General features: G+C 50.1%; 11 protein-coding genes. 10 read left to right on the top strand and 1 reads right to left on the bottom strand.

Annotated elements, in window-relative coordinates; translation table 11 throughout:
* Nucleotides 1-20: 20 nt before the first annotated feature.
* Nucleotides 21-1,022: a Na/Pi symporter gene (locus MKY73_RS07810; RefSeq protein ID WP_339306696.1), complete on the bottom strand. Its 1,002-nt coding sequence runs from the start codon at nucleotides 1,020-1,022 to the stop codon at nucleotides 21-23.
* A gap of 711 nt (nucleotides 1,023-1,733) precedes the next feature.
* Here MKY73_RS07810 and MKY73_RS07815 point away from each other — a divergent pair.
* The 10 genes from MKY73_RS07815 to MKY73_RS07860 all read left to right on the top strand — a co-directional run bounded on the left by MKY73_RS07815 (nucleotide 1,734) and on the right by MKY73_RS07860 (nucleotide 20,517).
* The gene (locus MKY73_RS07815; protein ID WP_339306697.1) at nucleotides 1,734-3,110 is read left to right on the top strand and encodes a class I SAM-dependent rRNA methyltransferase; all 1,377 of its coding nucleotides are present in this window, start codon (nucleotides 1,734-1,736) and stop codon (nucleotides 3,108-3,110) included.
* Nucleotides 3,111-3,335: 225 nt separating this feature from the next.
* Complete coding sequence (addB, locus tag MKY73_RS07820) at nucleotides 3,336-6,839, top strand: helicase-exonuclease AddAB subunit AddB (protein WP_339306699.1); 3,504 nt, start codon at nucleotides 3,336-3,338, stop codon at nucleotides 6,837-6,839.
* Nucleotides 6,836-11,254 (top strand): helicase-exonuclease AddAB subunit AddA, encoded by a 4,419-nt coding sequence (addA, locus tag MKY73_RS07825; protein ID WP_339306700.1) that lies wholly within the window; start codon nucleotides 6,836-6,838, stop codon nucleotides 11,252-11,254. Before addB ends, addA begins: the two co-directional genes overlap by 4 nt.
* 58 nt (nucleotides 11,255-11,312) lie before the next feature.
* Complete coding sequence (locus tag MKY73_RS07830) at nucleotides 11,313-12,497, top strand: exonuclease SbcCD subunit D (protein WP_339306702.1); 1,185 nt, start codon at nucleotides 11,313-11,315, stop codon at nucleotides 12,495-12,497.
* A complete protein-coding gene (locus MKY73_RS07835; RefSeq protein ID WP_339306703.1) occupies nucleotides 12,494-15,913 on the top strand; it encodes an SMC family ATPase in 3,420 nt (1,139 codons plus the stop codon). The genes MKY73_RS07830 and MKY73_RS07835 overlap by 4 nt, the downstream gene beginning before the upstream one ends.
* A gap of 620 nt (nucleotides 15,914-16,533) precedes the next feature.
* Entirely contained in the window at nucleotides 16,534-16,839 is a 306-nt protein-coding gene (locus MKY73_RS07840) for a hypothetical protein (RefSeq protein WP_339308522.1), read from the top strand.
* Between the two features lie 892 nt (nucleotides 16,840-17,731).
* Nucleotides 17,732-18,091 carry a histidine triad nucleotide-binding protein gene (locus MKY73_RS07845; protein ID WP_339306704.1) on the top strand — a complete coding sequence of 120 codons (360 nt, stop codon included), beginning with the start codon at nucleotides 17,732-17,734 and terminating at the stop codon, nucleotides 18,089-18,091.
* A gap of 188 nt (nucleotides 18,092-18,279) precedes the next feature.
* The gene (rpsU, locus tag MKY73_RS07850; RefSeq protein WP_005547957.1) at nucleotides 18,280-18,453 is read left to right on the top strand and encodes a 30S ribosomal protein S21; all 174 of its coding nucleotides are present in this window, start codon (nucleotides 18,280-18,282) and stop codon (nucleotides 18,451-18,453) included.
* A 15-nt stretch (nucleotides 18,454-18,468) separates the two neighbouring features.
* The gene (locus tag MKY73_RS07855; RefSeq protein WP_062835503.1) at nucleotides 18,469-18,912 is read left to right on the top strand and encodes a GatB/YqeY domain-containing protein; all 444 of its coding nucleotides are present in this window, start codon (nucleotides 18,469-18,471) and stop codon (nucleotides 18,910-18,912) included.
* Nucleotides 18,913-19,194: 282 nt separating this feature from the next.
* Nucleotides 19,195-20,517, top strand: a complete 1,323-nt coding sequence (locus MKY73_RS07860; protein WP_339308524.1) for an NfeD family protein — start codon at nucleotides 19,195-19,197, stop codon at nucleotides 20,515-20,517.
* Nucleotides 20,518-20,561: the final 44 nt, after the last annotated feature.

The raw sequence follows: 20,561 nt of genomic DNA on the forward strand, positions 1-20,561 counted from the left end.
GGGTATGGACAGGTTGATCATCAAGCCACGGGTGACTTCGCCGCGGGGGCGTGGACCGGTGGTTTTTTGTGCCAGATGGGCAAGTAACAGAATGGCAAAGCAAGCAGTGAACTGGTGATGTTAAAAAGGGTCTGGGCATGCGCAATCTGTGCCCCGCTGTCCGCTGACAGCCAAGCCGAAGCTGCATGCAGCTGGCCGATCAGCGGCATAAACAGCAGCGCTCCCGCAATGTTTAATACCACATGGGAGGCTGCGACAAATTTGCCTGCGGATGCTCCGCCCGCGGCAGCAATTACAGCGGTGATACAGGTCCCCACGTTGGACCCGATCACGATGGCGATGCCGATCTCCACAGGTAACACCCCTGTGGCTGCGAGCGTAATCGCCATGCTAATGACAGCTGCGCTGCTGTGAATGAGCGCGGTAAGACAGGCACCTGCCAGGAAGCCCCACCACAAGCTGTCGGCCGAGCGGTCGAGAAACCATTGAAATACACCCATGCTCCGCAAGGGTAAGGCAATGGATTGCATCACCTGTATGCCTGTCATGACAAGTGCAAATCCCGCAGCTGCCAGGAAGCTGTACTGGATGTTAAACAAAGTCCGGCGTGTGCGCTCAGGCGCGGCCAGATTGCGTTCACCAAGCACAACAAACATGGCCCAGCCCGTCAGCGACAGGACAAGCAATGGCAGGGAAGCGCGTCCGATCTGCAGTCCCACCAGCTCCGTCGTCAGACATGTCCCGATGTTGGTGCCGAGGATGATGCCGAGTGTGCGTCCATAGGTGATTAATCGGGCATTAGCCAGTCCAATGGTGAGTACGGTGACCGCCGTACTGCTCTGTAACAAGGCCGTTGCACCTGCACTGAAGGCCATGCCTTTCCATGGAGCAGAGGTGGCGCGATTGAGCCAACCTGCCAACATGGGACCTGCCATACGCTGCAAGGCCGTCTCCATCAGCTTCATGCCACCAAAAAAGATAATAAGCCCATAGAGTAGGGGCAATATCACATCTCTAAACATAGAAACATCATTCCTTCCGTCCGGGTTCCTTAACTCATCCTATGAGTAAGAAAAGACAACCATGACAAGCCTAAAGGAATTCAGAGGAAAGCGAGCCTCCCTCAATTCAAGTATCTTAATTGCCGCACTCCAATTCGAAAGATACGGTGATTCGTGCAAGTGTAGTGGAGGGTACGAAATCGAATCTGAAGAAGCGAAGCGTGCGCCTTTGTCTCCGGATTTTCCCTTTAAAGAAGGGAATCAAAAAAATCTGGAGACAACAGCGATCGGAAGATCGATTCGTAACCGAAACGCCACCTAATTGCTGCACCCCAATTCGAAAGATACGGTGATTCGTGCAAACTTAGCGAAGAAGACGAAATTGTTACCGAAGAAGCGAAGCGCTCGCCTTTATCTCCAGATTTTCCCTTTTAGAAAGGGAGTCAAAAAATCTGGGGATAACAGCGATCGGAAGATCGATTCGTAACCGAAACGCCACCTAATTGCTGCACCCCAATTCGAAAGATACGGTGATTCGTGCAAACTTAGCGAAGAAGACGAAATTGTTACCGAAGAAGCGAAGCGCTCGCCTTTATCCCCGGATTTTCCCTTTAAGAAAGGGAATCAAAAAAATCTGGGGATAACAGCGATCAGAGGAACAATTCGTCGCCGTAGCGTCTCCTTTGCACCAAACCTATCTTTTCAACTAACTATGAAAGAAGTGGATCTACCTTGCCATCAGTTACACTCGAACGAAGTCGCAAAAAGCGGCTTGAACACGCACATCCATGGATATTTAACAATGAAATCGCCTCGGTTGACGGAAACCCGGAGCCCGGAGATCTGGTCAATGTATTGAATCATCAAGGTCGCTATCTGGCGACAGGTTATTACAATCCCGCATCTCAGATCACGGTAAGGGTTGTAGCTTATCAACCCCTGGATTCCGAACAGATGGATACGGCATTCTTTGCAGCGCGTTTCCGCGATTGCCTGCGTCATCGGGAACGTTTTATCCAGGATGGAGAGGCGTACCGTCTCGTTTACGGCGAAGCTGATTTTCTGCCAGGATTAATCGTTGACCGATTCGGCAGCATTCTTGTTGTACAGTTGCTTACACTTGGCATGGATCGATGCCGTGAAGCCATCGTACAGGCACTCATTGAAGTAATGCAGCCTGAAGGCATATATGAGCGCAGTGATGTCTCGATTCGTGAACTGGAAGGTTTGGAGCAGACCAAAGGCCCATTGTACGGAGATTGCCCGCGACATGTCACTGTTACAGAGAATGGACTACTCATTAAAGTGGACATTGTGGAAGGACAGAAGACAGGTTACTTCTTCGACCAACGTGAGAATCGTGCAGCGATCGAACCGCTCATGAAGGGTTGGGGTTACAAGAGTGGAATCACACTTCAAATGACCGAGCAGGATGGCACAGAGCAGCTCTTGCCTGTGAATAAAAGTGGTAAGGTAGTTACATTCCCTTATTGGGATGGTGCCACCGTACTGGAGTGCTTCTCACACACGGGCAGCTTCACGTTAAATGCTTGCAAATATGGAGCCAAGAAAGTGACTTGTCTTGATATATCGGAGCATGCCATTGAAAGTGCACGAACGAATGTCGAACTGAATGGTTTCACCGACCGTGTCGAATTCGTAGTTGCTGATGCATTCCAGTACTTGCGTGAACAAGTGAAAGGACTGGATGAACGTACTGCACGTGCGCGTGCTGGCGAACAAAAAGTAGATACTTCCAAAGCGCTTGCAGCTGGCGGTAAAACATTTGATGTTGTCATCCTCGATCCCCCAGCGTTTGCCAAGACGAAATCAGCAGTCAAAGGCGCATGCCGTGGATATAAGGATATCAACCTGCAAGGAATGAAACTGGTCAATGAGGGCGGATATTTGGTAACCGCCAGCTGTTCATACCACATGCGTCCAGACCTCTTCCTGGATACGATTGCTGGTGCAGCGGAAGATGCTGGCAAAGTGCTTCGTCTGATCGACTGGAAGGCAGCCGGTAAGGACCACCCGCAAATTTTGGGCGTGGATGAAGGACATTACCTCAAATTTGCTATTTTCGAGGTGCGCAGTAAAAAGAATTAGAGGAGTCTCTTTTTACTTTTTTTAATCCTTCGTGAGATAAAGTGAAGTTTAAATGAATGATACTTTCGGTTAAAAGTCCACAGTGTGAACAGCTGCGGGCTTTTTGCCGTGTTAACGGAGAGAATCTCCGGTTTTACCGGATAGTGGCAAACGTATGTTCCGAACCAAGTCAGATATGTTATACTGGGAATTAAAATCTTGTACGTGTGGTTTGGAGGATTAGACATGTCCGTTCGTTTTGTTATTGGCCGGGCAGGCAGCGGCAAAAGCTCGCTGATTACCCGGGAAATTACATCCTTACTTCAAAAGGAGCCGCAAGGTAAACCTTTGATTTTACTCGTTCCCGAACAGAGTTCCTTTCGAACAGAGCAGGCATTGGTGTCTTCTGGAGCAATTAAAGGTACCATGCGTGCAGAAGTGCTCGGCTTTCGCCGATTAGCTTACCGCATAATGCAGGAAGCAGGCGGTTCTGCTCGTATTCCAATCGGAGCCGAAGGCAAAAAGATGCTGCTCTATAAGGTCATCCAGCGTCGTAAGGAAGAATTGAAGCTGTTTGGTGCATCCGGCAGCCAGCTGGGTTTTATAGGCGAATTAAATGACTTATATAGTGAGTTTAAACGTTATGAAGTTGATCCATCTTTGCTTGAAGAAGGGTTGTCTGGAGGGTATACCTCATCCTCTTCGCCAATTCTGGAGGACAAGTTGCATGACTTGAATCTGATCTATCGTGACTATGAACAGGAACTGACCAATTTATATATTGATGATGAAGATACGTTGACCGAACTGACAGAGCGCCTGTCTGAAAGTACATTGCTGCAGGATGCTCAGATCTGGATTGATGGTTTTCAGGGATTTACGCCACAGGAGATGAGTGTGATCGGTCGCCTGATGTTGCAGTGCTCTTCCGTGACGATTGCACTGACATTGGATCGTGCATATGATCACGGCGCACTGCCTGGAGAACTGGAACTGTTCTATCCAACGGCAAGTGCCTATGCGCGTTTGAAAGGGATGGCTGAAGAACTGGGTGTACCGAGCGATATCACCGTGCTAGATTCGGAGATTCCACCGAGATACAAGGATCGTCCGGGACTTGCTCATCTGGAGGCTGGTTTTGACCGCCGAATTCGTTGGAAAGGTGATGGTACTGATTCAGGAATCCGCCTAGTTGCAGCGGAGAACCGACGAGCTGAGATGGAGGGAGCACTCCGTGAGATGCGGCGTCTGGCGCAAAACGAAGGTGCGCGTTATCGGGATATGGCAGTACTTGTTCGTCAGTTGGATACCTACGCTGATATAGCTGAACCGCTATTCAGGGACTATGGCGTACCTGTCTTTCTGGACCGCAGAAGAAATGAACTTCATCACCCATTATCCGAATTTATCCGTTCCGCACTGGATATTGTTCGGCGCCACTGGCGTTACGAGGATGTATTTCGCTGTGTCAAAACGGATCTGCTGCTTCCGCGTGATGGTTCCATCACCCGTGAAGATATGGACCAGCTTGAGAATTATGTGCTAGCTTGTGGTATTCATGGATATCGCTGGACTGACGGCAAGCCGTGGAAGTATGTACCCAGCCTGTCGCTGGAAGACAATGGTCAGGATGGCCATAGTCGTGGACGGGACCAAATGCTTTCTTTAATGGAGCGTTGTCGAGCGGTCATTACAGATGCCTTGGGTGCTTTTGAGAAACGGATGAAAAAAGCAAAGACAGCCAAAGCTCAATGCGAGGCACTATACAGACTGCTGGAAGAGGCCGAGATTCCATGGAAGTTGGAACATATGTCTGCTGAAGCTAAGGCGCAAGGTGACCCCGAACGATCGAGAGAACATCGGCAGATGTGGGGAGCTGTGTTGGATCTGTTGGATCAGATGGTCGATATGATGGGCAATGAACGGCTGGATATCACGCTGTTTGCCGGAATGATTGAGACCGGATTGACGGAACTGAAGCTGGGTCTGGTACCACCCGCACTGGATCAGGTTTTGGTTGGTTCCATGGACCGTACACGTCTTCAGGACATCAAATACGTATTTATCCTGGGTGCAGTTGATGGTGAATTGCCCGCCGTCCCTCAGGATGATGGTGTATTAACGGAACTGGAGAGAACGTTACTGACGGAAAGAGGTATGGCGCTTGGACCAGGTGCAACGAGGCAAATGCTGGACGAACGTTTTCTGATCTACACGGCACTTACAGCGGCAAGCAGCCAGTTATGGCTGAGTTACCCGGTTGCTGATGATGAGGGGAAAGCACTTCTTCCTTCCGAGATTGTCCGCCATGTACGGAAAATGTTTGGCCTGCAAGAACAGCCATTGCTCGCTCAACCACCGGTTGTAAACTCGGAAGAAGCCCATTGGTCCTATGTCACCCATCCAGGTCAGAGTCTGTCTGCGCTTATTGGACAATTGCGCAAATGGCGTCGCGGAGAAGACATCCCTGAAATGTGGTGGTCGGTCTACAATTGGCATTTATCTCAGGAGACAAGCAGACCTCAGCTGGAACGGTTGATGGGATCAATCTTTTATCGTAATCGGGCATTGCCACTACGGACAGCCACCAGTCGCAGACTGTATGGCACAGAGGTAAGGACGAGTGTCTCGCGAATGGAGCGGTTCGTAGCTTGTCCATTCTCGCATTTTGCTTCGCATGGGCTGCGCCTCAAAGAACGGCAATTGTACCGCCTTCAGGCTCCTGATATCGGACAACTTTTTCATGCTGCGTTAAGCCAGTTGGCTATGCGATTGCGTCAAGAAAATCGTAGCTGGGGCAGCTTGACCCCAGACCAATGCCGCAAGGAAGCCGAGCAAACCGTCGAGCAGATTGCACCACAGCTGCAAGGGGAGATTTTGCTAAGCACCAAGCGATACGGTTATATTTTCCGCAAATTGAAGGACATTGTTAGCCGGGCATCCGTTATTCTCGGGGAACAGTCCAGACGTGGAAGTTTTGAACCGATTGGGCTGGAACTTGATTTTGGACCGGATAAAACGCTGCCCCCACTCCGTTTTGAACTGGAGAACGGCTGTGTGATGGAGATCGTGGGTCGGATTGACCGTGTGGATGTCGCAGAAGGCGAGAATGGTCTGCTCCTCCGTGTCATTGACTACAAGTCGAGCCAGACGGACCTCAAGCTGCATGAAGTGTACTATGGTCTGTCATTGCAGATGCTCACCTATCTGGAGGTGCTGCTTAGTGCTGCCGAGGAATGGCTTGGAGAAACGGCGATGCCTGGAGGAACGCTGTATTTCCATGTGCATAACCCACTGTTGCAATCCGCAAACGGCATGACATCGGAGCAGGCCGGACAAGAACTGCTGAAACGGTTCAAAATGAAAGGTTTGCTGCTGGCGGACCGGGATGCTATCGCACAAATGGACAATACCCTGGATAAGGGGTATTCAGCTATTATTCCGGTTGCCCTTAAAGCAGATGGCAGCTTTTATAGCAGTGCCGCTGTAGCTACGCCAGAGCAATGGGATACGCTGCTTGCTTCGGTTCGCAGTAATATTCGTGAGATTGGTACCCGGATTACGGATGGGGATGTGGCGATTGAGCCTTATCGTATTCAGCAGGAAGTGGCGTGCACATTCTGTCCATATAAGCCTGTATGTCAGTTCGATGAAAATATAGAAGGCAATGAATACAACCTGTTGTCCAAACCGGGCAAACAGCAGATATGGGATATGTTATCTCACACCAAGGGAGGGGAAACATCATGACGAATATGCCTAAACCGGAAGGAAGCTTCTGGAGTGATGACCAGTGGAGTGCCATCTCGGAAAGCGGAGAAGATATTCTGGTTGCCGCTGCGGCGGGATCGGGCAAGACAGCCGTATTGGTTGAACGAATTATTCGCAAGATCGCAGATCCCTCCCAAGGATTTAGTGTGGATCGTTTGCTTGTAGCTACGTTTACCAAAGCCGCCGCCGCCGAGATGAAACAACGGATTCGGGAAGCACTGGAACGTGCGCTTGAAGAACAGCCTGGAGAAGAACATCTGCGTAAGCAACTGTCCCTGCTTGGGCGGGCATCCATTACCACATTGCATTCATTCTGTATGGAAGTCATTCGCCGGTACTATCAGCAGATTCCGTTGAACCCCGCTTTCCGTATCCTGAATGAAAATGAAGCGGAAATCATGCGGCAGGAACTGCTGGAAGAACTCTTTGAGGAAAAGTATGGCGAAGAGGATGAAGGCAGTACATTCCGCGAATTGGTGGACTGGTTCAGTGGAGAGCGAAACGATGATGCCATGCATCGACTGGTGCAACGCTTGTATGATTTTTCCCGCAGCCATTCCTGGCCGGATCATTGGCTCTCAGAGATGGCATCCGCTTTTCAGGTGGAAAGTGTGGAGGAGCTGGGTCATTCAGCATGGGTTCAGAGTATTATGCGTGATGCGGCTCTTGCTTTAAGTGGTGCAGCAGGTCTGCTCCGTCAAGGCATCCATATTTCCATGCAGCCTGAAGGTCCAGCACCATATGCAGATACGTTAAAAGAAGATCTGATGATGGTGGAGGAGCTGCTATCTGCAACCCAGGTAATGCCGTGGGAAAGGTTGCCCGAAGTGTTTCAACCCGCTGCATTTGGCAAATTGAAACCTTGCAAAAAGGATCAAACGGACCCGGTTTTACAGGATCAAGTGAAGGAACTCCGAGAGGCTGCGAAAAAGGCAGTTTCCGATCTGAAAGGCTCCTTGTTCGGGAGAAGTGCGTTTTCGTTCTGGCAGGAGCTGGAGCAAGCGGCACCGCTCATGCAGGAACTTTCGATGTTGGTTAGTACATTTGGAGAACGTTATCGACAGGCTAAACAGGAACGTGGGCAAGTTGACTTCAGTGATCTGGAGCATTACTGTCTTCACATATTGCGACATGAGGATTCAACGCCTGAACTGTCGATGCCTTCCGACGCGGCTATGGAGTACCGTTCACGATTCGATGAAGTGTTGCTTGATGAATATCAGGATACCAATACGGTTCAGGAAGATATCGTGAAACTGATCTCCAGAGAAAACCCGGGTAACCGATTCATGGTAGGTGATGTCAAACAGAGTATCTACCGGTTCCGGTTGGCTGAGCCAGGTCTGTTTATGAACAAGTATCGTCAGTACGGAGCGAGTACGCGTGAGGATGGAATGGTGGAACATCATCACAATCGTCCAGGACAACGTATTGATCTGGCGCGAAATTTCCGCAGTCGTGCGGAAGTCGTGCATTCGGTCAATATGATATTCCGGCAACTCATGAACGAGGGTGTGGCTGAGATTGCTTATGATGAACGAGCTCAACTGGCGTATGGGGCTACGTTCCCGTCAGAAACGCTTGGTGATGAGGCGTATACACCTGAAGTCATGCTGATCGATCGTCAGGGCGGTGGTCCTGATCTGACAGAGAGTACGGATGAGAACGGGGATGCAGCGGTCTACGCAGAACTGGAGAGTGCCGAACTTGAAACAGCCCAGTTGGAAGCGCGGGCGATCGCAAGGCGTATTCGCGAGATGGTTGGGGATACGGAGAAACCTGCTCTCCATGTCTATGACAAAGCCCTGCAAACCATGCGTCCGGCACGTTACGGTGACATGGTCATCTTGCTGCGTTCAACCTTGATGTGGGCTCCGCTCATGATTGAGGAATTCAGACAACAGGGAATTCCTGCTGGAGGAGAACAGAGCAAGGGATACTTCCAGGCTACGGAAGTGGAAATCATGATGTCTCTGCTTCAGCTTGTTGATAATCCAAGGCAGGATATTCCGCTCGCTTCCGTGCTTCGTTCCCCGATTGTTGGACTGGATGAAGAAGAACTGGCACAGATTCGGCTCGGTGACAAAAGACAGTCATTCTATGATGTAGTTATAACGGCTGCTGGGGAATGGGGCGATTCTTCCAATAATGACGTACAACAATCCCGGCAGGAAAATCATCCTGATACCAATATCGTCCAGTTGCAGTGGCCGGAAGCCTGGTCAGAGATGGAACAGGGACAGCGGGAGACAGCCGCTTCTGTCGAAGCAGAGATTCTTGACCATGGATATGAATTCGATGTGCATACAGAAGGAACTCAAGATGCTGGTTTTACTGGACATGCAAGCGAGGATATGGGCGTTACGGAGATTTCAGGCTCGGCGTTGCAGCAAAAGTTAATTCTCTTTTTGCGTCAATTGCAGCAGTGGAGACTTGAGGCAAGACAAGGCAGTCTGAGTGAACTGATCTGGCGAATGTATCGGGAAACCGGGTATTTGGACTGGGTTGGTGGTCTTCCCGGAGGGCTGCAACGACAAAGCAATCTTAAGGCATTGTACGATCGCGCACGACAGTATGAGGAATCAACTGCAAATCGCGGTTTGTTCCGTTTCCTGACCTATGTCTCAAGATTGCGGGAAAACGGGGGAGACCTCGGAACTGTAGCAGGTGGTTCTGGGGAGCAGGACAACGCCGTACGGATCATGACGATTCACCGGAGTAAAGGTTTGGAATTTCCGATCGTCTTTGTCGGTGGCATATCCAAGATGTTCAATCAGCAGGATCTGAACGCACCGTTTCTCATGCATAAGGAACTGGGATTTGGTCCGAGGTATGTAGATCGTGAAAACCGGGTTGCCTATCCTACACTAGCGAATCTGGCGATTCGTCGTCGGGCTCAATTCGAATTGCTTGCTGAAGAGATGCGTGTGTTGTACGTTGCGTTGACCCGTCCCAAAGAGAAGATGATTCTGCTGGGTACTGTAAAAGATGCGGCGAAAAAAGCGTTGGCGTGGTCTCAGGTCAAGGACAGTCCTGAACTGGCATTGCCAGACTACCTGCTGGCTGCTGGACGGAGTTACCTGGACTGGATTGGACCATCCCTGATGAGGCATCCAGATGCGGCTGTGCTGCGTGAACTTGCTGGAAGCAATGATTCGTTCTCAGCCTGCCTTTCAGATGATCAATCACGATGGGCAATTTCTATTATTTCCGCCGATCAGGTATCCCGTGATCATGTGGTGGATCAGACTTTGGGAGAAGAAGACGGGATGACGGTGGTGCGGAAAGAACGAATTGCTGCGCTAAAAGCGGTTCAGCCCGTGAAATTGGTTACATCCTCAACTGTAGAAGAGCTGGCGAAGACTGGACAAGATACGGCGAACCAAAACATTGCAGATGCAGGTGCAGATACGGTAGCTCTTCAACAAGAGGAGACACGGCTGATCCATGAGGTTGAACAACGGCTTTCATGGACATATCCCTATGAAGCGGCAACTCAAGTGGCAGCCAGTACATCTGTCACGGAGTTGAAAACGTTACTCGCGATGCAGGACATCCAGTCCGTAGAGGTAATGGAGGAACTGGGGGAGCATTCCGAGACATTATTGGATCACAACACCCCGGGAAACCATTACACCAACGATGAAGCAGGTCATGTACTACATGGTTTATCCAGTGAATTGAACGAGCATGGGACTGGGTTGGGGGCAGATTCGAGCAGTGCGTTGAATGTTTCGGATGCGGGATCTGCGGGAACGTCATTTAAATTACATCTGCGTCGTCCCAAATTTATGGGTGAGAACCAACTGACTGGAGCAGAGCGGGGGAACGTGTATCATACGTTGATGCAGCATCTTCCTATAGATGGATCGGCCATTGATTTACAGCTTATTGAGCAGACTCTTCAGCGACTGGTGAAGCTCCAGATTTTGCTGCCCCATCATGTTGAGGCGATCGAACCTGAAGAACTGACCGGATTTTTCAATACAGAACCAGGGGAAGAATTATTGCGTGCAGAGTGGGTAAAACGGGAGATCCCATTTGTATATGGACTTCCGGCACATCAGTCTCCTGCGGAGTGGTTACATGAACGGGCAGCGAACTCAGATATGTTTAAGATAAATGAAGATAGCAAAATGCAAGCATCCATTGAAGATGAAACCGTGCTTGTACAGGGGATTATTGACTGTTTGTATGAGGTGGACGGCGAGCTTGTCCTGCTTGATTACAAGACTGATCGGGTGTTGGAGCATCGTGGTGGTTTGGATGCACTCACCAAAAATTATCGCTTCCAGCTGGATCTGTATGGACGGGCGATTGAAGATATATTAGGTCGGAAAGTGGACCGGAAATGGCTGTACTTTTTTGATGGTGGACATGCAGTGAAACTGTAAAAGAACTTGATCGGAATCAGAACCATGGATATCACATGGGAGAGGGGTGGAACGGACGATGCGTATTTTGCATACAGGGGACTGGCATTTGGGAAAAACGCTGGAAGGACGAAGCCGACTGCGTGAACAGGAGGATTTCGTTGATGAACTCGTCAGACTGGCGGATGAGCAGCAGGCGGATGCCATATTGATGGCCGGGGATGTGTACGATTCGGTGAATCCTCCCGCAGCGGCGGAGCAGCTTTTTTACGAAGCGGCAGCGCGTCTGACGGAGCATGGAAGACCTCTCGTGGTCATTGCAGGCAATCATGATCAGCCAGAGCGTGTATCTTCTGTTACGCCACTTGTGAACAGGCAGGGCATTACACTCGTAGGTATGCCTACTTCAGAAGCAGTGACCATCCATGCCAAGCGTACCGGAGAGACTGGACAGATTGCGGCATTACCTTATCCTTCTGAAGCCAGATTGAATGAATTGCTGACAACGGATGGGGACGAAAATGTGCTTCGGCAGGCATATAGTCACCGGGTGGGTATGTTAATGCAGCGTCTGGCAGCTTCTTTTCGCCCGGATACCGTTAATATGGCCATGAGTCATATCTATGTGCTCGGAGGCCTTGAGAGTGATTCGGAACGTCCGATTCAGATTGGTGGGGCCTACACGGTGGACCCTTCCTCTCTATCGACTGGAGCACAATACACGGCGCTTGGACATCTTCATCGAGCACAGTCTGTCAAAGGAGACGGTGTGATTCGATATAGCGGTTCTCCTCTCGCCTACAGCTTCTCGGAAGCAGGACAGAGCAAGTCTGTCACGATGGTTGATCTCGCACCGGGCGGAGCTGCACAGGTAGAAGAAGTTTTGTTGACGTCCGGGCGTCCGCTTGTTCGCTGGAAAGCACGTGGCGGTCTGGCAGAAGTATATCGCTGGCTGGAAGAGGGACGTGATCCGCAGGCTTTTATTGACATGGAAGTATGGCTGGACGAGGCAATGTCTCTGAAGGAGATTCAACAGCTGCGAAAGTCACATGAAGGGATCATTCATATTCGCCCGGTGTATCCCGAGATGGCTGCAGCAGGACTTTTGGAGCAACGATCCGAGCTGCCGGTACATGAACTGTTCCGTAAATTCTATCAGCGTCAGACAGGCGGCGCACAGCCGGAAGACAGCCTGGTACAGCTTTTCCTTGAACTTGTGGATGAAGACGAGCCGGGTTTGCGTGAGGAGGTCGAGGAAAGATGAAGCCAATTCTACTGAAAGTTGCCGGACTTCAAAGTTATCGGGAGATGCAGGAGATTGATTTTACCGTGCTGACGGAGACGGGTCTATTCGGTATTTTCGGTCCAACGGGCAGTGGTAAATCTTCCTTGCTTGATGCCATCACACTCGCCATGTACGGCAAAGTGGAACGTGCGGTGAACGGGACGCAGGGCATTATGAATCATGCAGAGGATTCGTTGTCGGTTGCTTTTACATTTGAATTGATGTCGACTGAGGGCACTCGAAGGTTCCGGGTAGAGAGACGTTTTAAACGAAATAATGAAGTGTCGGTAAGTAACACGATCAGCAAATTCATAGAGACGGTCAATGGCGAAGAGCAGGTACTTGCCGACAAATTGGCAGATGTGAATCGTTGTGTTGAAGATGTAATCGGTTTGAAGATGGATGATTTTACACGGGCAGTGGTGCTTCCCCAAGGGAAGTTTGCCGAGTTTTTGTCACTCAAAGGCAGTGAGCGTCGCCAGATGCTGCAACGATTATTCCATTTGGAGAAGTATGGGGACCAGTTGGCCATCAAATTAAGTCGGCGGGTCAAGGATAATGATATGGTTCACCAATCCCTTGCTGCGGAGCAACAGGGACTTGGCAATGCCAGCAAGGAAACATTGGATGAGACGAAACGTCTTCTTCAAGCTGCTGTTCGGCAGTCAGAATTGTCCCGCAAAGCGCTGGATGAAGCTGCAAAGGAAGCCGAACAACTGGGTAAGATTCGTGAGTTAAGTCACGAACGGCAGGCCCGTACAGATGAACAGCAGAAGCTGAAGGGTTTGGAGCCACAGGTTGAGGCGGGCGAACAACGGCTGAAACAATCCGTTGCGGCAGATGCCATACTGCCTGCGTTGCAGACGGTTCGAGATGCTACAGCTACACAGAAGCAGCGGCAGGATATTGCCGAGACGGCTCATCAGCAAGCTCTGGAACATGAACGTGTGGCTATTCAGGAATCGGAGAAGGCCGAGACGGCACGTAAGCAATTGACTGAGGAAGAACCGAAACTTATGCTGCGCCTGGAGCAGCTCGAACAAGCGAAAGAGCTGCAACGGGAACGGGATGGGCTTCAAGCCGATTGCTCGCGCCTTGCTCAGTTTCTGGAACAGGGGCAGGGCGAACAGACCGCGCTGGGACAGCAACTTGAAAAGGAAAAGGAGCTGCAGCAGCGCGGGCGCAAACGGCGTGAGGAACTACAGGAGAGCCTCAAGCCGAATGAAGTGAAGTCAGAGGAACGCAGGCTTCTTCAGGCTGCGCTTGAACTGAAGCATCGTGTGGATACTGCTGCGGAGCAATTGCAGCAAAACAAGGCTGACATGCAAGCCTATAAGCAGTCGGCAGAACAGGGAGCCGACAAGCTAAAGGCGGCGGCTGAGGAAGAAAGACGCCTGAGTGATCAGCGTCAGCATCTGGTAGAACAGGCGTCATCAGGTCTTGAGGCCTTGCTTGCCTGTGAGCAGGATATTAGCCGCGAACAGAGCTTGCTGGCCCTTGCGGAGGAACAGCTGCGTGGCACGATGCGCGAGCAGGAGCTGCACCGGCTGTCCTCCGCCTTGCGCGCCGAGCTGCGCGATGGCGAGCCATGCCCGGTGTGCGGCTCGCCGCATCACCCGCTCCCGGCTGCGCCGCCGGGAGAAGGTCCGCACGCAGGCGATGCGGACCTGGAACTGCTGCGCAGCCTGCACGCGGAGCTGCAGGAGCTGCGCTTTGGGCTGCGCCAGCAGCTGCACGAACGTCGCAGCCTGCTGACGCAGCTTGGCGCTGCGGCCGGCGATGCTCCGGCCGCAGCTGAGGCCGCGCCTGCGGCAGCGGAGCCCGAGCCCGCCGGGTCGCCCGAACACGGGCGCTCCCCGGCAGGCTGGGCATCGCGTGCCGCTGCGCTGCGCGAAGCCGCGCAGGCGCTGGCTGCCGCAGCAGCGCCGCTCCAGGCTGAAGCCGCCGCGTTGCAGCAGGCGGCTGTGGGCGCGCAGCAGCGCCGCATGGAAGCGGCAGCTGCGCAAGAGGCCGGCCGTGCCGGGCTCGCCCAGGCGGAGCGCAAGCTGGCCGAGAGCGAGGCCGCAGCGGCTGCCTTGCAGGGCCGCTGGGCCGCGGAACTGCCGGGCATCGCTCAGGAGGAGGCCAAGGCCCTCTATCAGGCGATGCAGGAGCGCGATGCGCGCGCCGAAGACATCAAGGAACGTCTGAATAAAAGCGTGACATTCCTTGAGGAAAAAGATCAGATCATTCAATCGCTTCAGCAGAAGCTGATGGAATTGGACAAACAACTGATCCAGTGGCAAACGCAGTGGCAGGGCAATAACAAACTGCTCGCTGAGAAAGAAGAACGCTTGCGCCAGTGGGTTGGGGAGCAGCGGGTGGAAGACCTGATTGCTGCAGCTCAGGCTCGTCTGGATGGACTGCGGAAAGAAGCTGCGGAGTCGGCACAACGCTTCAAAGAAGCGGATCATCTGAAGCAGGAATCAGCCAAGAAAGATGTCATGGCTCAGCAGGCTGCCGCCTCGGCAACAGAGCATTTGCAACAGGCACAGGAACGGTGGAATCAATTGCTGGAACAATCCCCGTTCGACTCGGATGATGCCGTTGTGTCCGCGGCGATGCCTTCCCAGGAAGCGGAACGACTGGCGGGCGAGATCCAGCAGCACCGTGAACGTGAGCGTGAACTGGCATCCCAATTGCGTGAACTGGAACAAAAGCTGGGTGGTGCAGTTGTATCGGAGGAGCAGTGGTTAGCTTGCACTGAACGTTTGCAGCAGGTCCGGGCTCAGGATGAGGCTGCCCTTCGTGCCAAAGCACGCGCAGAACGTGATCTGGAGGATGTGGAGCAGCGACATGTTCGCTGGACCGAACTGGAGAACAAGCGGTTGGAGGTCAGCCGTCAAGGCGAACTGCTCAGCAAACTTCAATCCGCATTCAGAGGTAATGCTTTTGTTGAATATATTGCAGAGGAACAACTGATGCAGGTCAGTCATGCGGCATCTCAGCGTCTGCGCTTCCTGACCAAACAACGTTATTCACTGGAGGTGGATTCCGGTGGTGGTTTTGTGATCTGTGATGATGCCAACGGGGGAGTCAAACGACCCGTATCGACGTTATCCGGTGGCGAGACGTTTTTGACTTCGTTGTCACTGGCCTTGGCACTGTCGGCCCAGATTCAGCTGCGAGGTCAGTACCCGCTTCAATTCTTTTTCCTGGATGAAGGGTTTGGTACACTTGACCCTGAGCTGTTGGATACCGTCATTACGTCTCTGGAAAAATTGCATGACGACCGATTGGCTGTTGGTGTTATCAGTCATGTGCCTGAACTGCGTGCACGCTTGCCGCGCAAGCTTGTGGTGATTCCGGCAGGTGAGGCCGGAAACGGCTCACGGGTGGTCTTGGAGACCCTGTAGCGGGAAACGATGTAAGCAATATCACGAATAGAAGCGCTCCTTATAGTCCAAACCACTGAATACTGAGGTTGTTCAAAAAAGTCCGCTTTTGATTACGAAGGGTGTCTGGCGGCAGAATCATCATTAACATCGAATATGAAGTATAGCCGAATAAGTAGGGGCTTAGGTTGTTGCCTAGGAAAACATTACAGTTGCTCACGTAGCTTTTTTACGCTCGACATTTCTGGCTTTATCCCATCTTCTTGATGCTGCAAACGACCTTTTGAACACGCACTATTACCGAATATTATTTTTGTAAAAATATTTCTTTTCTTGCTTGTATGACATAGCGGAGTGAGTTTCATCACAGATACAGGTTCATCCCGCTGTTATACTACAGTTAAGCCGACAAACCTTATTTAAGTACCCCGGCGGACATCTGATCAGGACGTATCCTGAATAGATGTCCGCGCAGCAGACTTCTAAGGAAGCCGCTCACGGGGTGCTTCTTTTTTTGTGTTTTCTCGTCGGTTGTGTCAATTCGCCCAGTTCTGAATACCATGAAAAGGTGATCAAGAGCAGAATCAGGGAGGCGTTGGCAAGTGGAAAAAGTGGAAGCGAAGAAATTATGCAAGGCACACATGCACCGTTATGTATGTGTACAGATGAATGACGGTATGCACTACGATGGCATAGTGGAAAATGTGGATGACGAAATGATCTACCTGGCTGTTCCCGTTGGACCGGAAGCCATGATGAATCATGCGAACTGGGTTCCAAATGCCATGCCTGGAGGGAACTATCCAATAGGTCATACTCGCGGATTTTATCCAGGTTACGGCTACCCTACGCCTTATCCATATTATGGTTATGGCCGCAGACGTTTTAACCGTCTGGTGCTTCCGTTATTTGCGCTTACGGCGTTAACCCTTTTACCGTACTATTGAAATTAAGAAATAAAGGCCTACGAAGAGTGAGTCATTTTCATGTTCCTTAACTCCTTTGAAAAAGAACAGCTCAGGATGAATATGTTTCATTCGTGGAAAGAAACTACCATGCAGTATGGAATAGCGGTTTTATCACATACGGAGTCTCAGCCTGATGTATCGCGACCCGTCATTGCAATACAACTGGCAACATACCGAACATCCCAAAGGTCATGCCTTTGCAGAAGCGAACTTCTGTAAGACATGACCTTTTTTTGAACCCTAATTAGGGAAAGGTCGATAATAATTGGATGGCATATACCGTGTAGTTAACCTGCTGAAAGCAGAAGCGAGCATTAATGTGTTCGTAGCAGCAAACGGCGAATCGTATTCTGAATATGCGAAAAGCGAGAATGTACCCATGTGTGAGCAACAATCTAGACACCGCATGGCTTTAATTCTCTATTCCGATAAGAAGCTTCGTTTCTGGTGAAATTGATGCTGTTCTCATGTTTTACGGTTGGAGGAGAAGAGCATGATGTGAGGTTATTTTGGGAAATGACGTGTCTGATGTTCCTTATAATTTTGAAATGAGAGCCTGAGCCCCAATTAAGAGGTTCTGTGTTCCTTAGAAAATGGTCAATTTTCCATACGCGAGTATCAGCCCAGCATGGACCGAAGAACGCCCTTAACTTAATGCAAGTTTCAGATCCTCAAGTAAATCCTCAACAACCTCGGTCCAAATGAGATACGAGTCAAACCATCCGTGATCCCTAATTCTTGCCAACATTTATAGGAGATGCAGAGTTGACATAGATCACCTGATTGTGTGACTGGACATTGGACGTGAGTTTGTACTTCTAGTATGATAGAAGGGAATACATACATTGGGATACAAAGGAGGGTATGAACTATGGATTGCTTATTTTGCAAAATTGTAGAGGGCACCATTCCCTCCAATAAAGTACTGGAGAATGACCATGTTATCGTGTTTCATGACATCCAGCCCGCTGCACCGACACATGTGCTTGTCATTCCGAAGAAACATATTGCTTCCATGAATGAGGTTACTGCAGAAGATATGCCTTTGATCGGTGAGATTCATCTGGCTGCTCAAGAAGCAGCCAAGCGTCTTGGCGTGGAGGAAACAGGATATCGTTTAATCAACAATTGTGGTAAGGATGGAGAACAAACCGTTCATCATCTGCATTATCATTTGTTGGGTGGTACAAGACTGGGCGTGTTAACAAGCCTGTCGGATTCTCACCAATAACGAGCTAATGGGTACTACTATTGAGGATTTAGTCATATGCATGAAGTCCATGGATATGTGACCAAACGCTCATATAAATAAGTGATCATTACATTGAGGTTGACACCTTTATTACCTTTCGCCTATAATGAAAGATGATGAACCGTGTTATTGCTCTTGGACGGTCTGGTCGGAGGGAGGGAAAACTGGTGTCTGAAACTAAAGTTCGCAAAAACGAGACTATTGATGCTGCACTTCGTCGTTTTAAACGCTCCATCGCTAAAGATGGCGTATTGGCTGAGGTGAAGAAACGTAAGCATTATGAGAAGCCAAGCGTAAAGCGCAAGAAAAAGTCCGAGGCTGCTCGTAAGAGAAAGTTTTAGGAGGATTTTAACTACATGAATCTTAGCGAACGATTGAACGAAGATATGAAGCAAGCGATGAAGAGTAAGGACAAGTTCAGACTCTCCAACATTCGGTTGATTCGTTCGACGATCAAGAATCTTGAAATAGATTTGAAAAGAGATTTGGATGACAACGAAGTGCTTGATATTCTGAGTCGTGAAATCAAACAGCGCAAAGATGCCCTCCAAGAATTTGACAAAGCGGGCCGTGAAGACCTCGCGGCAAATGCAAAAGCGGAAATTGAAGTACTCATCCAGTACCTTCCCGCACAGCTTTCCGAAGAAGAAATTAAAGTTATTGTACAGCAGACCATCCAGGAAACCGGTGCTTCTTCGAAAGCCGAGATGGGGAAAGTTATGGCGGCCCTTATGCCGAAAGTTAAAGGCAAAGCGGACGGCAAACTGGTGAATCAAGCAGTTCAACAATTCCTGCAATAAAGCAAATCAATAAACACCTTCTGACTTGTCAGAAGGTGTTTTTTCCATTTATTCTAATTCAGGATGTTCTTAGGGAAGTCGAATTTCTTTTTAATGGTTAATATATATGATTATGGTTTTATATTCTTGCAATTGATCAAGTTTTCAAATATAATTTTAAGATTTTGAAACGAAATGTTGCATTGCACGTAATAAATACCATAAGCTGGACAGTATAACATTAATGGAAAAGGGGGGACTATTGTGAAGGGAAAGCGCCGGAAGAAGCTTACGGGGCCATTGATGCTCTTAATGCTGCTGACGCTGTTGCTTCCTGTCTGGATTGGATCACCGTCAGCGCATGCAGCTGAGAAGAGTGGCGCCGTATATATTATTCCGGTTGATAAACCAATCGAGCAGGGACTTGGCAAGTTCATGGAACGCGGGTTCAAGGAAGCGGAAAAGATGAACGCTGGCCTGATCGTTCTTGATATCAATACGCCAGGAGGTCGTGTAGACACTGCGGAAGCGTTGGGTATTTTGATCAAGGACAGTCCGATTGAGACTGTTGCATTTGTCCGTGGAGATGCTGCTTCAGCCGGAAGTTTTCTGGCCCTGAATGCAGATAAGATCGTAATGTCACCAGGCAGTATGATTGGTGCGGCAGCCATGGTGGACAGTACGGGTAAACATGTTGATGATCCAAAGCTTGTTGCATTCTGGAAAAGCAAAATGCAGGGAGCGGCTGAAATCAGTGGTCGTGATGGCAAGATTGCAGCTGGAATGACGGATGTTAACATCGTTGTTGAAATGCCGGAGATCAATAAAACCAAGCAAAAAGGTGAGATTATTGCTCTCTCGGCTGAAGAAGCGCTGAAAGTTGGTTATGCCGACCACATCAGCAACACACCGGAAGAAGCAGCAGCTTGGCTCGGTTACAGTCAGGATGATGTATTTAAGGTGGAACGAACGACAGCGGAGAATATCTCATCTTTTCTGACCAATCCCGTTGTCATGACAGTACTTTTATTCCTCGGAATCGCAGGTGTGGCCATTGAATTGATCGTTCCTGGTTTTGGGGTTCCTGGTATTGTAGGTATCGTGTGTTTCGTGTTGTATTTCTCGGGTAATTACATTGCGGGATTTGCCGGAGCAGAGACATGGGTGCTATTTACTGTCGGGCTCATCCTGATGATTCTAGAGATGTTCATACCAAGCATGGGTATACTGGGTATTCTGGGATCCATTGCGCTAGTAGCAGGTGTTGTGAGGGCTGCTTATGATACGAGCGATGCATTTGTGTCCCTGGGTATTGCTTTCGGTGCAGCAGTGGTTGTTATTGCTATTATTGCAGTGCTGTTTAAAGATCGAGGGATATGGAATCGATTTATCCTGAGTGACAGTCTCTCTGCGGAACGTGGATACTCATCTGCTACGGAACGCAAAGAGTTGATTGGACTGCAAGGAATCAGTCTGACACCGCTTCGCCCATCTGGAACAGCGATGTTTGAGGGCGAACGAATTGATGTTGTGACCGATGGTGACTTCATTCCAGTTGATACACCGATCATTGTGATTAAAGCGGAAGGTACCCGGATTGTCGTTCAACAAGCACTGCCGGTGTAACTCGCTTTGTTGTCGAAGCGTATTAACGCCTCGGCAATGTACAT

Source organism: Paenibacillus sp. FSL R5-0519, assembly GCF_037974275.1.
In the GTDB taxonomy this organism is placed as follows: domain Bacteria; phylum Bacillota; class Bacilli; order Paenibacillales; family Paenibacillaceae; genus Paenibacillus.

What these genes read in the sequence shown, in the direction of transcription:
- MKY73_RS07810 (WP_339306696.1), bottom strand. Translation starts at nt 1,022, where the DNA reads ATGTTTAGAGATGTGATATTGCCCCTACTCTATGGGCTTATTATCTTT.
- addB (WP_339306699.1), top strand. Translation starts at nt 3,336, where the DNA reads ATGTCCGTTCGTTTTGTTATTGGCCGGGCAGGCAGCGGCAAAAGCTCG.
- addA (WP_339306700.1), top strand. Translation starts at nt 6,836, where the DNA reads ATGACGAATATGCCTAAACCGGAAGGAAGCTTCTGGAGTGATGACCAG.
- MKY73_RS07830 (WP_339306702.1), top strand. Translation starts at nt 11,313, where the DNA reads ATGCGTATTTTGCATACAGGGGACTGGCATTTGGGAAAAACGCTGGAA.
- MKY73_RS07835 (WP_339306703.1), top strand. Translation starts at nt 12,494, where the DNA reads ATGAAGCCAATTCTACTGAAAGTTGCCGGACTTCAAAGTTATCGGGAG.
- MKY73_RS07840 (WP_339308522.1), top strand. Translation starts at nt 16,534, where the DNA reads ATGCACCGTTATGTATGTGTACAGATGAATGACGGTATGCACTACGAT.
- MKY73_RS07845 (WP_339306704.1), top strand. Translation starts at nt 17,732, where the DNA reads ATGGATTGCTTATTTTGCAAAATTGTAGAGGGCACCATTCCCTCCAAT.
- MKY73_RS07855 (WP_062835503.1), top strand. Translation starts at nt 18,469, where the DNA reads ATGAATCTTAGCGAACGATTGAACGAAGATATGAAGCAAGCGATGAAG.
- MKY73_RS07860 (WP_339308524.1), top strand. Translation starts at nt 19,195, where the DNA reads ATGCTCTTAATGCTGCTGACGCTGTTGCTTCCTGTCTGGATTGGATCA.